Source organism: Lentzea alba, from assembly GCF_047445655.1.
Classification (GTDB): Bacteria; Actinomycetota; Actinomycetes; order Mycobacteriales; family Pseudonocardiaceae; genus Lentzea; species Lentzea alba_A.
The window spans coordinates 48,766-62,962 of record NZ_JAJAEG010000040.1 but is presented as its reverse complement, the minus strand read 5'-3'; the positions used below and the strand labels follow the sequence as shown (position 1 = coordinate 62,962).

The 14,197-nt window shown below is 69.6% G+C and carries 9 protein-coding genes and 1 tRNA gene; 7 read left to right on the top strand and 3 right to left on the bottom strand.

Translation table 11 applies throughout. From position 1 onward, the window contains the following. Positions 1 to 20: 20 nt before the first annotated feature. The gene (locus tag LFM09_RS43260; RefSeq protein WP_414102441.1) at positions 21 to 1,403 is read right to left on the bottom strand and encodes a class I adenylate-forming enzyme family protein; all 1,383 of its coding nucleotides are present in this window, start codon (positions 1,401 to 1,403) and stop codon (positions 21 to 23) included. 37 nt (positions 1,404 to 1,440) lie between these two features. Here LFM09_RS43260 and lnt point away from each other — a divergent pair, with 37 nt between their 5' ends. Genes lnt through LFM09_RS43245 form a run of 3 tightly spaced genes read left to right on the top strand, consistent with a single transcriptional unit; the run spans position 1,441 to position 4,072 of the window. After that, positions 1,441 to 2,988: an apolipoprotein N-acyltransferase gene (lnt, locus tag LFM09_RS43255; protein WP_414102440.1), complete on the top strand. Its 1,548-nt coding sequence runs from the start codon at positions 1,441 to 1,443 to the stop codon at positions 2,986 to 2,988. After that, entirely contained in the window at positions 2,972 to 3,739 is a 768-nt protein-coding gene (locus LFM09_RS43250; protein ID WP_414102439.1) for a polyprenol monophosphomannose synthase, read from the top strand. Before lnt ends, LFM09_RS43250 begins: the two co-directional genes overlap by 17 nt. Positions 3,740 to 3,796: 57 nt before the next feature. Further along, a complete protein-coding gene (locus tag LFM09_RS43245; RefSeq protein ID WP_414102438.1) occupies positions 3,797 to 4,072 on the top strand; it encodes a hypothetical protein in 276 nt (91 codons plus the stop codon). Here LFM09_RS43245 and LFM09_RS43240 read toward each other — a convergent pair. Then, positions 4,065 to 4,343, bottom strand: coding sequence for a hypothetical protein (locus LFM09_RS43240; RefSeq protein WP_414102437.1), 279 nt, complete (start codon positions 4,341 to 4,343; stop codon positions 4,065 to 4,067). The genes LFM09_RS43245 and LFM09_RS43240 overlap by 8 nt on opposite strands. Before the next feature lie 51 nt (positions 4,344 to 4,394). Beyond that, positions 4,395 to 6,956 carry an ATP-binding protein gene (locus LFM09_RS43235; RefSeq protein ID WP_414102436.1) on the bottom strand — a complete coding sequence of 854 codons (2,562 nt, stop codon included), beginning with the start codon at positions 6,954 to 6,956 and terminating at the stop codon, positions 4,395 to 4,397. Positions 6,957 to 7,087: 131 nt separating this feature from the next. On the opposite strand from LFM09_RS43235, the gene LFM09_RS43230 reads away from it, so the two are divergent. The 4 genes from LFM09_RS43230 (at position 7,088) to LFM09_RS43215 (ending at position 14,194) form a co-directional block, all read left to right on the top strand. Beyond that, positions 7,088 to 7,171 (top strand) — tRNA-Tyr (locus LFM09_RS43230). 77 nt (positions 7,172 to 7,248) lie between these two features. After that, positions 7,249 to 7,740 carry a Gmad2 immunoglobulin-like domain-containing protein gene (locus LFM09_RS43225; protein WP_414102435.1) on the top strand — a complete coding sequence of 164 codons (492 nt, stop codon included), beginning with the start codon at positions 7,249 to 7,251 and terminating at the stop codon, positions 7,738 to 7,740. 209 nt (positions 7,741 to 7,949) lie between these two features. After that, a complete protein-coding gene (locus LFM09_RS43220) occupies positions 7,950 to 13,415 on the top strand; it encodes a carboxyl transferase domain-containing protein (protein ID WP_414102434.1) in 5,466 nt (1,821 codons plus the stop codon). A 62-nt stretch (positions 13,416 to 13,477) separates the two neighbouring features. Continuing rightward, on the top strand, positions 13,478 to 14,194 hold the full coding sequence (locus LFM09_RS43215; RefSeq protein ID WP_414102433.1) for a DUF2625 family protein: 717 nt from the start codon (positions 13,478 to 13,480) through the stop codon (positions 14,192 to 14,194). Positions 14,195 to 14,197 lie beyond the last annotated feature (3 nt).

Here is a 14,197-nt window from a genome sequence, read left to right as displayed (position 1 = left end):
CTCCTGATTTACTCCGAACCTTACCGAAACAGGGAACGAAGCTTGCGCTTGTCGACCTTTCCCACCTTGGTCTGAGGCAATTCGGGCACGATTGTGACGCCTTGAGGCTCGTAAAGTTCGCCCAGTTCGTCGACCACCGAACCGCGGAGCTTATCGAAGTCGATTTCCTGGCCGTCAGTGACAAGAAACAGGTGCACGACTTCGCCGAGCGCGTCGTCGGGTTTCGCGACCGCCGCCGCCCTGCGGATACCCGGAAGCGTGACGAGGAAGTCGTCAAGCAGCCGTGAGTAGACGTTGTCCGAGGTCCGGCCGGTGACGATCACGTCCTTGCTGCGGTCGTTGAGGTAGAGGTAGCCCTCGTCGTCGAAGTAGCCCACGTCGCCGGTGTCGAACCAGCCGTCGCTGGTCTCGCTCAGCGGCGGCTCGCCCCAGTACCCCTCCATCACGTGCGGGCCGCGCACCCAGACGTCGCCGTCGCGGATCTCGACCTCCATCACCGGGTCGGGCTTGCCGACCGTGCGCAGGGTCTCCGGGCGGTCGAGGTCGACGTCGGCGCCGGGCATCATCGAGATGCCCAGTGCCTCGGTCATGCCGTAGCCCTGGTTGACGACCGGGCCCCACCGCTCGATCGCCTGGCGCAGCCGTTTCGGCGCGAGCGGCGAGCCCCCGACGACGACCATGCCGAACTGCGGGCCCGGGCAGTCCGGGTGGTCGAGCACCTCGTACATCATCGGCGGCACGAACATCGTCGTGGTGATCTGCTCGTCGTGGGCCTGGCGCGCGAACGTGTCCGCGTCGAACGTCGACGGGCCCAGCACCAGCTTCGACCCGGTGATCAGTGCGGCCTTCGACATGGAGGCGCCACTGCCGTGGGTGATGAGGGTGTTGCACAGCATGTTCGTCGCAGGCATGGACGCGCGTGCGTCCGTGGCGGCGAGCCGGTTGGGGCGGTGCACCGCGAGCTTGGGCAGCCCGGTGGTGCCGCCGGTGTAGGCGACGGTGGTGAAGTCCGGCGCCGGGGTGCGTTCGACGGGATCGCCGGGGAGGTCCTGGAGGTGCCAGCCGTCGATCTGGGTGCCGAACTCCGGATCGACCACGACCTCGGCCACCTCGGCGCGGTCGATGAGGGCTTTGAGCTCGGCGGGGCCGGGTTCCGGTGGCACGTAGACCAGCCGGCCGCCGAGCAGGTGGACCGCCAGGTTCAGCAGAACGGCCTCGGGGGTGTTGCCGACGTACACCGCCACGCCGTCGCCGGGCTTGATGCCGCGCTGGACGAGTCCGTCTGCAAGGCGGAACAGCAGGTCGCGGGCCTGAGATCGGGTGAGGCGGGTGTCGCCGCCCACGATCGCCTCGCGGTCTCCCTCCGTCGTCAGGTGCTGCAACACCAGATCGACATAGGTCATGAGTCCTGTGTACTCCTGGGCCTCGTACGCTGATCGGGTGGTCGCACCCCCCATCGCGCCGGAATCGCCGGAATTGCCCGCTCGCCGACGCCGGTTGAGCCGTCCGGTGCTGTTGCGCATGGCACTCGCCGCTGCCGGCGGCGTGCTGATCTACCTGAGCTTCCCGCCGCGGCCGCTGTGGTTCCTGGCACCGCTCGGGTTCGCGTTGCTCGCGTACGTGATCCACGAACGGCGGGCGCGGGCCGGGTTCGGCTACGGCGTGCTGTTCGGGCTCGGGTTCATGGTGCCGTTGCTGCGGTGGACGGGGGAGTTCGTCGGGCTGATCGCGTGGCTGCCGCTGGCGCTCGCGTGTGCGCTGATGATCTCCATCGGCACAGCGGCGATGGCCTGGGCGTCTCGGGTGCCGGGGTGGCCGTTGTGGGCGGCGTGCCTGTGGGTGGCGGACGAGGCGTTGCGCGGCGTGTTCCCGTTCGGTGGCTTCACCTGGGGCAAGATCGCGTTTGGACAGCCGGAGGGCTGGTACCTGCCGCTCGCGTCCCTGGGCGGCGCGCCGCTGGTGTCGTTCGCGGTGGTGCTGACCGGGTTCGGGCTGTTCTGGGTGCTGAAGAACTGGAAGCTCGGCGTGCCGCTGTTCGTGGTGCCGCTGGTGATCGGGTTCGTGGTGCCGGTGGGGGTGGACGCCTCCGCCGGGACCGTGACCGTCGCCGCGATCCAGGGCAACGTTCCGCGCGCGGGCCTCGACTTCAACGCCCAACGCCGCGCGGTGCTCGACAACCACGCCAAGAAGACCATGGAACTGGCAGCGGCGGTCGCGCGCGGTGAGGCGAAGCAGCCGGACATCGTGATCTGGCCGGAGAACTCGTCCGACATCGATCCATTTCGGAATGCCGACGCCGCCGCGTTGATCGACACGGCCGCCGACGCGATCAAGGCGCCGATCGCGGTGGGTGCGGTCGTGGTCGACCGGGGCGACGGGCTGCCTCGCAACACGGTGGTGCTGTGGGAGCCCGGCAAGGGGCCGACCGACACCTACACGAAGCGCAAGCTGCAACCGTTCGGCGAGACGATGCCGATGCGGTCGTTCTTCCGGCTGTTCGCGTCCGAGGTGGACCGTGCGGGTGTGTTCCAGCCTGGTTCGGATCCGGACGGTTTCGTCATGGGGCCCGCGAAGGTCGCGATTGACACGTGTTACGAAGTGGCGTTCGACTCAGTGGTGCGCGACACGGTGACGGCCGGCGCGACGATCATCGCGATCCCCACGAACAACGCCACGTTCGGGTACACGGAGATGACCTACCAGCAGCTTTCCATGTCACGTGTGCGTGCGGTGGAGCACGGCCGGGCAGTGGTTGTGGCGGCCACCTCTGGGGTCAGCGCCATCGTCCAGCCTGACGGTTCCGTCACTCAGAAGACTGGCCTTTTCGTGCCGGATGCCCTGGTCGCGGAACTGCCGCTGCGGTCACAGACTACGCTGGCCACTTGGCTAGGAGCCTGGCCCGAGTGGGTGCTGACCGCTGCGGGCCTTGTCGCGTTGGCGCTGGGCTTCACCCGACGACGGAAGGACTCGAATGGCGCAGCAGCCTGACCAGGAACTCGGGCAGGTGCTGGTGGTGATCCCGACCTACAACGAGCGGGACAACATCGGAAAGATCGTCAAGAGACTGCACACGGCACTGCCCGACGTGCACGTGCTGGTGGTCGACGACGGCAGCCCCGATGGCACCGGCCAGCTCGCCGACGAGATGGCGGCCGCCGACGAGCGCGTCCACGTGATGCACCGCACCGAGAAGGCCGGACTGGGCGCCGCGTACGTCGCGGGCTTCCAGTGGGCGCTCGACCGCGAGTACGGCGTCATCTGCGAGATGGACGCGGACGGCTCGCACGCTCCGGAGCAGCTGCACCGGCTGCTGGACGCGCTCCCGCAGGCGGACCTCGTGCTGGGCTCGCGCTGGGTGCCGGGTGGCGAGGTCGTGAACTGGCCGGCGCAGCGCAAGTTCCTCTCGCTGGGCGGCTCGCTGTACTCGCGGCTCGCGCTGGGCGCGAACATCCGCGACATGACGGGGGGCTACCGGGCGTTCCGCGCGGACACCCTGCGCAAGCTGAACCTCGCCTCGGTCGCGTCGGCCGGCTACTGCTTCCAGATCGACCTGCTGTGGCGGACGCTGGAGCTGGGCTTCCGGGTGCGCGAGGTGCCGATCACGTTCCTGGAGCGCGAGTTCGGCGAGTCGAAGATGAGCGGCAACATCGTCCGCGAGGCGCTGATCCGCGTGACGAAGTGGGGCCTGCGCCGTCGCGGCAACCAGGTCAAGGCGCTGCTCACCGGCAAGAAGAAGTAGCACGTTTGGCATGTCCGGCGGTTGCGAGCGCAACCGCCGGACTTCAGCCTTGAACCCATGGGCCTCGCCGACCGGATGATCCGCCTGCTCTGGGCGGTCGGTGGCGAGGACGTGGCCGCGCGGATCCTGCGCGCCCACTGGCGGTTGCTGGAAGGCGACGACCCCGAGGGCCGTGCCCTGCGGGGTCGCCTGGTGGCGGCACTGCGCGCCGAACTGCCTGGCCGTGACGCCGACATCCGCGAAGCCGTGCTGGCCGACGAGCTGGCGTTGCTGAAGCCCGGTGAGAAGCCGAGCCGTGCGACGGTGCTGCGGATCGTGCGCGCTCTCAGCTGAGTGCGGGCACGTACTCCCTGAGCACCTCCATGCCGGTCACGGCGGGCACGCCGGACGGCTCCGGGCCGAGGACGCGGGCCAGGATCGGGCCCAGCACCTCGCGGAAGAAGTGGTCGGCGTGTTCCTTGGTCTCCCAGACCGCGATGATCCGGAAACCGTCGTCGGCCTGGCAGGCGTAGCGGGCCCTGAGCCCCTCCGGGGACGCCGCGCCCATCGTCTTGTCGAGCTGCTCGAGCGACTTCGTGGGCGGGGTTGCGATGGTGAGCCACATGGTGTTCCTCCTCCTTCGACGTTGGCGTTGAAGGTAGGAAGTTCTGGCTGGTCAGCCATCCGCCGGAGTACTCGGGCGGGTACTCATCCACGCCGCGATCTGGCTGCGGGTGCGGAAGCCGAGCTTGGTCAGGATGTGCTGGACGTGGTTCTGCGCGGTGCGTTCGGAGATCACCAGCTCGCGGGCGATCTCGCGGTTGGTCAGGCCTTTCGCGACCAGGCTGGCGACCTCGTGCTCGCGGCTGCTCAGTTCGGTGGTCGTGAAGGCGGTCATGCCGAGGGCCCGGATGGCGCGGTCGGCTGAGCGCTGCACGGCGTCGGCGTCCTGACCCAGCGCTCTGAGCGCCGCCGCGAGGTGCCAGCGCGCCTCGGCGGCGAACGCCGGGGCACCCGCCTGGGAGGCCTCGTCGACGGCCTGTTCGAGATCAGCGGCGGCTTCCTCGAAGTGCCCGAGGGCGAGGTTGCCGCGTCCCAGCGCCAGGGACACAGGTCCCATGTAGGCGACGCCGTTTCCGGCCGCGTGCTCACCGCGGAAGACCTCCAGCCGCGACATGATCAGGGCGAGGTCGTCGAGCAGGCCCACACCGGACGTCACGAGCACCGCGTCCACCAGGCCCGGCACGACGAAGAACGCCGGCAGGTCCCACTCGCCGATCGGCCCGCTGCGGCGGTACCACTCCAGTGCCTCCTCGCGGAAACCCGCGCGCAGCAACAGGAACGCCCGCGTCAGCTTCGACATCAACCGGAATCGCGGCGGCGGGTCGTGGAAGTGGCGGGCGAGCGCGAGGCCGTCCTCGGTCACGCCGAGGTGGGTCGCCAGGCCGCACTGCAGCGCGAAATACGCGCCCGACGCGGGTTCGCGTTCGATGACCCGCATCCGGTCGTAGGCGCGGCGCCCGACCTCCTGCGCTTCGGCGAACCGGCCCTGCGCCTGGGCGAGGCACGCGGTCACGACCTCCAGGTGCCACCGCGCGACCTCGCCGCCGACGCGGTCGCAGGCCAACTTGAGAGCGGGCAGTTCTTCTTGTGCCGCAGCGAGTTCGCCGCTCTCGGTCAGCACGTGGACGCGCCACAGCGATCCCCACATGGCACCCCGCGGGCTCCGGGTGCGCTGAGTGAGGTCGATCATCTCCGAGGCCAGTCCGAGGCGTTCCGCGCGACCTTTGGGGCCAGGACAGGCCTCCTGACGTGCGTGCAGGGCCTCGGCGAGCGCACGGTCGTCGCCGCTGTGCCGGGCCAGTTCGAGGGCTTCGCGACTGAGCTGGTCGAGGCGGTGTTGTTCGCCTCGGTAGAACGCGAGGTGGCTGCGCTGGGCGAGCAGCCGGGCACGGGTCGCAGGGCTGACGGGTTGGCGGAGTGCGTTGTCGCACAACGGGGTCGCGACCGCGTTGACGCCGGCGCCCGGTGCGGCTTCGAGGACCAGCGCGGCCTCCGCGATCTGTTCCGGAGTCGTGGCCAGTTCGGCGGCGCGTTGGGCGGCCTGGACGCACGCCGCGAGATCACCCGCGAAGTAGGCCGCTCTGCCCAGTGCCACCTGGACTTCGCAACTGTCGCCGAGGTCCGCCGCCGTCCGGTAGAGACGCACGCCTTCTTCGTAGGCGAGGCGAGCGACCGCGTCCTCGGCCGCGCGGATCGTCCACACGCGAGCCTCTTCTGTTGCACCGCAGCCGATCCAGTGCCTTGCCACGTCCGCGTAATTCGTGGAGTCCGCCATCGCTTCGGCGATCCGGCGGTGGATCGTGCGGCGTTCGGCCGTCGTGAGGTTCGCCTCGACCGCGTCCCGAGTGAGCGCGTGCACGAACCGATGACCGGTTGCGTCGATCAGCATGTCGGCCTCGTCCAACGCGCTGAGCGGCACGCCGGACGCCGCGGCGGCGAGGTCGGGGTCGAAGTCGCGGCCGATCAGCGCAGCCGTTCTGATCAGGTCGCGGGCTTCGGAGCCCAGCCGGTCGAGGCGGGCGGTGACGATGTCCCGGACGCTGCGCGGCGGCTGGTCCGGCCGCCACGTGCCGTCGTCGACCGCGCGGGCGATCTCCGTGACGAACAACGGGTTTCCGCTGGTCAACGACGCGACCTCGGCCGCGTGTTCCGCGCCGACCAGCTCGGCGACCTCGTCGGCCGAGAGCCCGTGCAGGTCGATCCGGACGGCCGACCGCATGAGGTCCGCGACCGCCGGGCACGGGTCGCGGAAGGTGGCGAAGATCAGCACGTTCCTGAGGTTGGTCGCGAGGTGGGCGAGCACGAGCAGCGAGGCCTGGTCGGCCCAGTGGACGTCCTCGACGATGATCACCAGCCCGTCGCGGTCCACCGCGGTCGCGACCGCGTCGAACACCCGGAACCGGTCCTGCGGCACCTCGGCGTCGTGCGCGAGCACCAGGTCCGGGTCGGCACCGACAGCCTTGAGAACCTGGCGCCACGGCCAGAACGCCGGTGCACCTTCGGTCTCGACGCAATGCCCCCACACGACCGCACGACCGACCGCGAGCGCGTGCCCGGCGAGCTCCTGGGCCAGCCGCGTCTTGCCGATGCCGGGCTCGCCGCCGCACAGCACCAGCCCGCCGGTCTCCGCGGCGACCCACGTCCGCATCATCGCCAGCTCGCGGCCCCGCCCCACCACCTTCACAACTCCGATATCGCGTTCAGGTCGGATCGTGTTTCGCGAAAATAAGTTGAGCGAGTTCGGTCCGGACGTCATGATTCTGTCGTTCGCGCAGCTCAGAGGCGTAAGAAATTGATTTGCACAATGGTGGAGATGGGGCTGTGGAGCCCCGCCCGTCTGTAAAACGGGAGCCTCGCGCAAAGGCGGTTCGACTCCGTCCTCCACCACCAGAACGTTGCGCCACCGGGGTGACCCCGGGCAACGACCCCCTTCCGCCACACGACACAAGAGGTGGAAGGGGGACGACATGTCCATTGATGTGCAGCAGCCACGTCCGCTCGGCCTCGTCGGCACCGAGGTCCAGATCGCCGGCACCGCGGGTGGGGCGTTCGAGGCGCAGTTCAACTACCGGATCCACGAGGGCCACGACGAGGTCACCGGAGGCTTCATGGCCGGTGACGGAGTGGGTGGCCACGGCCAGTTCCAGGTCAGCGTCGACGTGTCGGGGGCGGCGTTCGCGCTCGACCGGCTCTTCGTCGAGGTGTTCTGGGTGTCGCCGAAGGACGGCGAGGAGCTCGACAAGGTCATCGTGCCCGTGGTCTACGGGCCGCGGATCGTGCCGGGATACCGCGTCTACCAGGAGTACACCGTCAAACCCGGCGACACGTTGTGGGCGATCGCCACGCAGTTCTACGGCGCCGGCAACCTCTACACGCGGCTCGTGCGGGCCAACCCGCACGTGATCACCGACCCCAACGTGATCAGTCCGGGGAGTGTGATCAGGGTTCCGCAGGCCTGACCAGGTCGACGTGGCTCCTCGCAGTGAGTTAGGACACGGGCTCAAGTGATCCTGTGCCGAGGACCTGGCGCCTTGTTGGTTTCATACAAAGCACGCTGCTCAACTCGCTTCGATCTAGCGGTTTTCCTACCGGGTAGTAGACGAGAGTGTGTACATCGATTGGGCGGCGACTGCCGCTGAGGTCGTTATGTCCGCGAGGAGCCAAGTCGTTGTTCAGTCGTGTAGCGATCGTCAACCGCGGGGAAGCCGCTATGCGGCTGATCCACGCCGTCCGTGAGCTCGCCGCCGAGTCAGGGGAACGGATCGAGACCGTCGCCCTGTACACCGATGTCGACAAGTCGGCGCCCTTCGTCCGGGAGGCCGACCTCGCCTACAACCTCGGCCTGGCGGCTGATCGTCCGTACCTCAACCTGAAGGTGCTGGAGACCGCCCTCGTCGAGACGAAGGCCGACGCCGCGTGGGTCGGCTGGGGCTTCGTCGCCGAGATTCCCGAGTTCGCTGAGCTGTGCGAGAAGGTCGGGGTCACGTTCGTCGGCCCGTCGGCCGAGGCCATGCGCAAGCTCGGTGACAAGATCGGCTCGAAGCTGATCGCCGAGGAGGTTGGGGTTCCCGTCGCGCCGTGGTCGCGCGGCGCCGTCGAGAACCTCGAGCACGCCTTGAAGGTGGCTGAGGAGGTCACCTACCCGTTGATGCTGAAGGCGACCGCCGGCGGTGGTGGCCGCGGTATCCGCAAGATCACCTCGCCTGCGGAGCTGGAGGAGAACTTCGACCGCACCAGCATGGAGGCCGAGCGCGCGTTCGGCTCCGGCGTGATGTTCCTGGAGCGCCTGGTCACCGGCGCCCGGCACGTCGAGGTGCAGGTCATCGCCGACGGTCAGGGCACGGCGTGGGCGCTGGGCGTGCGCGACTGCTCGGTGCAGCGGCGCAACCAGAAGATCATCGAGGAGTCGGCCTCCTGTGTGCTGGAGCCCTCGCAGGTCGACGACCTGAAGGCCTCCGCCGAGCGTCTCGCGAACGCCGTCGGCTACCGCGGCGCGTGCACCGTCGAGTTCCTCTACCACCCCGGTGAGAAGCTCTTCGCGTTCCTGGAGGTCAACACCCGTCTTCAGGTCGAGCACCCGATCACCGAGATCACCACGAGCTTCGACCTGGTCAAGGCGCAGCTGCACGTCGCGGGCGGCGGCAAGCTGGAGGGCGCCAAGCCCGTCGAGCTCGGTCACGCGGTCGAGGCTCGCCTGAACGCCGAGGACCCGGACCGCGACTTCGCGCCGTGCCCCGGCAGGATCGTCCGGCTGGAGCTGCCCGCCGGCCCCGGTGTCCGCGTGGACACCGGTGTGGCCGAGGGCTCGCAGATCCCCGCCGACTTCGACTCGATGATCGCGAAGATCATCGCGTACGGCCGCGACCGCGACGAGGCGCTGGGCAAGCTGCGCCGCGCCATGGCCGAGACGACCGTGATCATCGAGGGCGGCACGACCAACAAGAGCTTCGTCCTCGACCTGCTGGACGAGCCCGCCGTGATCGACGGCTCGGCCGACACGTCGTGGATCGACCGGGTCCGCGCCGACGGCGGCCTGATCTCGCACCGCCACTCCGCCATCGCGCTGGCCGCCGCCGGCATCGAGGTGTACGAGGACGAGGAGCAGCTCAACCGCACCCAGCTGCTGGCGTCCGCGCACGGCGGCCAGCCGCGCACGAACCACGAGGGTGCGGTCAAGCTGGAGTTCGTGCTGCGCGGCGAGCCGTACGTGGTGCAGGTCGCCCGCATCGGCAACGCGAAGTACCGCGTGGGTGTCGCCGCCGCCGACTCCGACACCGTGCTCACCGGTGACGTCGACGTCGAGCGGTTCGACCACCACGTCGGCCAGATCACCGTGAACGGCACCCGTTTCCGGGTCGTCACCGGCACCTCCGGCCCGGTCCACCAGGTCGAGGTCGACGGTGTCACCCACCGCGTCACCCGCGACGAGGGCGGCGTCCTGCGCTCGCCGATGCCCGCGCTGGTCGTCGCGACCCCGCTGGAGGTCGGCGCCGAGGTCGAGGCCGGTGCGCCGGTCCTCGTGCTCGAAGCGATGAAGATGGAGACCGTGCTGCGCGCGCCGTTCCGTGCGCGGTTGAAGGAGCTCAACGTCGTCGTCGGCACGCAGGTGCCCGCCGGTGGCGCGTTGCTGAAGCTCGAAGAGGTCGAGGACGCGGCGGGTGGCGCCGAGGAGCAGAGGTCCGAGTCCGCGGTCGAGCTGGAACTGCCCGCGCCGCGCACGGACGTCCAGCCAGAGGAGCTCGTCGCTCGCGGTCTCGACGACCTGCGGAACCTGCTGCTGGGCTTCGACACCACGGCCGCGGACACCGAGCGGGTGCTGTCGGACTACATGGGCGCGCGGCACGACCTGCTGGAGCGCCCGCTCGTCGAGGAAGCCAAGCTGCTCGGCATCTTCGCCGACCTGTGCGACCTCTCGCGCAACCGCCCGGCCGGCGAGGAGACCAAGCCGGAGAACCACATCCACTCGCCGCGCGAGCACTTCCACACGTACCTGAAGACGTTGGACGCGGACCGCGCGGCACTGCCCGAGGGCTTCCGCGCCCGCCTGCAGAACGTGCTCAGCCACTACGGCATCACGGAGCTGGAGCGCACGCCGGCGTTGGAGCAGGCCGTGTTCCGCATCTTCGTGGCGCTGCGCCGCGGTGTGTTCGACGCGGCCGTGGCGACGACCCTGCTGCGCCAGTGGGTGCAGGAGGCGCCGCCGGTCGAGTCGGAGCAGGTGCAGGTCGGCCTGGTGCTGGAGCACATCGTCGCCGCCACCCAGGTCCGCTACCCGGCCGTCGCCGACCTGGCCCGCAGCGTCGTGTTCACGTGGTTCGCGCAGCCGTTGGTGCGCCGCAACCGCGCCCGCGTGCACAGCGAGGTCCGCAAGCACCTGATCCACCTGGACGCTTCTCCCCAGGCTGCCGACCGCGAAGAGCGGATCGCCGCGATGGTGGCGTCGGCCGAACCGCTGGTGCGCCTGCTCGGCCAGCGCATCGGCAAGCCCGGCGCGGACAACACCCCGCTGCTGGAGGTGCTGGCCCGCCGCTACTACACCAAGAAGGCGCTGGAGAACCCGCGCGTCAGCGGTTCGTTCTTCATCGCGGAGAACGAGCCGGAGCAGACCCGCCTGGTGTCGACCGCGGTGGAGTTCCCCTCGCTGTCGGACGCCGTCGGTGACGTGGTGAAGCACGCCAACGGCAACGCGGTCGTCGCGGACCTCTACGTCAACTGGGCCGACGGCCCGTCCGACCAGGACGAGCTGGCCGCGGGTCTCGGTGCCGCGCTGGCCGCGCACCAGCTGCCGCCGACGATCACCCGCATCACCACCACGGTGGCGGGCCGCCGCGGCGAGTCCATGCACCACCACTTCACGTTCCGCCCGTCCTCCAACGGGTTCGCCGAGGAGAGGCTGGTGCGCGGGCTGCACCCGCGCATCGCCGAACGCATGCAGCTGGAGCGCTTGCGCGAGTTCGACCTCACCCGGCTGCCGTCCGTGGACGAGGACGTCTACCTGTTCCGCGCGGTGGCCAAGTCGAACAAGTCCGACGAGCGTTTGGTGGCGTTGGGTCAGGTCCGCGACCTGACGCCGCTGCGGGACGACGACGGCCGGATCGTCGCGCTGCCCGCCGCCGAGGACGTGCTGGCGACCTGTCTGGACGGTATCCGCCGGGCTCGTGCGCAGGCCGGTGGCCGGACTCGCCTCGCCACCAACCGCGTCGTGCTGTACGCGTGGCCGCCGACCGATCTGTCCTCAAAGGACCTGGACGCGGTCGGTTCGCGTGTCCTGCCCACGACCACGGGCCTGGACCTGGAAGAGGTCCTGTTCCTGGCGCGCCGCAAGGACCCCGTCTCCGGCGAGCTCACCGACATCGGTGTGCGGATCGCGCAGGACGCGGGCGCGGGCATCTCGTTCTCGTTCGTGCAGCCGCCGACCGAGCCGATCCAGCCGCTCGACGACTACCGCCAGAACGTCCTGCGCGCCCAGTCGCGCGGCACGATCTACCCGTACGAGCTGGTCGACATGCTGGTCGGCGACGGCGGGTCCTTCGTGGAGCACGATCTCGTCGACGGCTCCTTGGTTCCGGTCGACCGCCCGCGCGGTGGCAACAAGGCGGGCATCGTCGTCGGTGTGGTGACCACGCCGACCCCGGCCTACCCCGAGGGCATGAAGCGCGTCGTGCTGCTGGGTGACCCGACCAAGTCGTTGGGTGCTCTGGCCGAGCCCGAGTGCTCCCGCGTGATCCACGCGCTGGACCTGGCTTCGTCGCTATCGGTGCCGCTGGAGTGGTTCTCGCTCTCATCCGGCGCGAAGATCTCGATGAGCTCCGGCGTCGAGAACATGGACTGGGTCGCCGCGGCTCTGAAGCGGATCGTCGAGTTCACCCAGGCCGGTGGCGAGATCAACATCGTGGTGAACGGCATCAACGTCGGCGCCCAGCCGTACTGGAACGCCGAGGCCACGATGCTCATGCACACCAAGGGCATCCTGGTCATGACCCCGGACTCGGCCATGGTGCTGACCGGCAAGCAGGCGCTGGACTTCTCCGGCGGTGTCTCGGCCGAGGACAACTACGGCATCGGCGGCTACGACCGCGTCATGGGCCCGAACGGCCAGGCGCAGTACTGGGCCCCGAACCTGCGCTCGGCGTTCGACGTTCTCATGGCCCACTACGAGCACACCTACATCGCGCCGGGCGAGCCCGGCCCGCGCCGGGTCGCCACCACGGACCCCTCGTCGCGTGACGTCTCTTCGTACCCGCACGTGGTCGGCGACAGCCCGTTCACGACGGTCGGCGAGATCTTCTCGGTGGAGTCCAACCCGGACCGCAAGAAGCCGTTCGACATCCGCACGGTGATGCGCGCCCTCAGCGACCAGGACCACGAGGTGCTGGAGCGGTGGGCGGGCATGGCCGAGGCCGACACCGCGGTCGTGCAGGACGTGCACCTCGGCGGCATCCCCGTGACGCTGCTGGGCATCGAGTCGCGCGGCGTCGCCCGCACCGGCTTCCCGCCCACCGACGGCCCGGACACCTACACCGCCGGCACGCTGTTCCCGAAGTCGTCGAAGAAGGCGGCCCGCGCGATCAACGCGGCCTCGGGCAACCGCCCGCTGGTGGTGCTGGCCAACCTGTCGGGCTTCGACGGCTCGCCGGAGTCGATGCGCGAGCTCCAGCTGGAGTACGGCGCGGAGATCGGCCGGGCGATCGTGAACTTCCGCGGGCCCATCGTGTTCTGCGTGATCTCGCGGTACCACGGTGGCGCGTTCGTGGTCTTCTCGAAGGCCCTGAACCCGTCGATGACCGTGCTGGCCGTCGAGGGATCGTTCGCTTCGGTGATCGGTGGTGCGCCGGCTGCGGCTGTGGTGTTCGCACGGGATGTCGACGGGCGTACCGCCAACGACCCGCGGGTGAAGAAGCTGGAGACCTCGGTCTCTGAGGCTTCCGGTGCCGAGCGGGCGGCGTTGACGGCCGAGTTGGCTGCTACGCGGCAGTCGGTGCGAACGGAGAAGCTGAACGAGATGGCCGCCGAGTTCGACCGGGTGCACAGTGTGCAGCGGGCTGTGGAGGTCGGGTCCGTGGACGCGATCATCTCGGCGGCTGAGCTGCGGCCGGCGATCATCAAGGCCGTTGAGGACGGTCTGGCGCGCTAGTCGCTAGGTTGTGGGGAGCCCCGGTCACGTGGCCGGGGCTCCTTGCTCTCCGGGGGTTCACCGTGCGGGACATCGCTGAACTGGCCGATGTGGACGAACCAGGCTGGCCGGTGGTGGCGGAGGCGATCGCCGCCGGCCTCACCGAGTGCGTGGTGCTGCCACCGGAGTCGCGGCAATGCCGCGCGACTTTGCTGCAGCTGCAGGTGACCGTCAGGTCGTTGCTGGGCGCGGTCACGCTCAACAGCGGCGGGCTGTTGCTCCACCACGGCTGGTTGCGGGTGTACGGCGGGTCCGGCGGCGCGCTGCCGAGTCTGGCCGAAGTCAACGGGTTTCCGGCTGTCGTCGATCCTGCTTGGGCACCGCGCGCCGGACTGATCCTCGCGCACGACGTGCTGGGTGGTGCGTTCGCGCTGAACGGCGTGGATTGTGCGCAGCACGGCCGGCCGGGCGAGCCGGGGCAGGTCGTCTACTTCGCACCGGACTCGCTGGAGTGGGAGACCTTCGACGGCGGGCACGGCGCGTGGCTCATGTGGATGCTGGACGGCGGGCTGGAGAAGTACTACGCCACCGTGTTCTGGCCGTCGTGGCAGACGGAGGTGGAGCGGCTCGGCCTGCGAGACGGGATCACCATGTACCCGCCGCTGTGGTCGAAGGAAGGGGCGGACGACATCGCCGGCACGACCCGCAGTGCCGTGCCGTTGGGCGGACAGCTGTCGTTCCACGCGGAGTCGGCCCGGCAGCTGGGCCTGGCCGATCCCGGGCCGCTCGGGGAGGTCTGACGC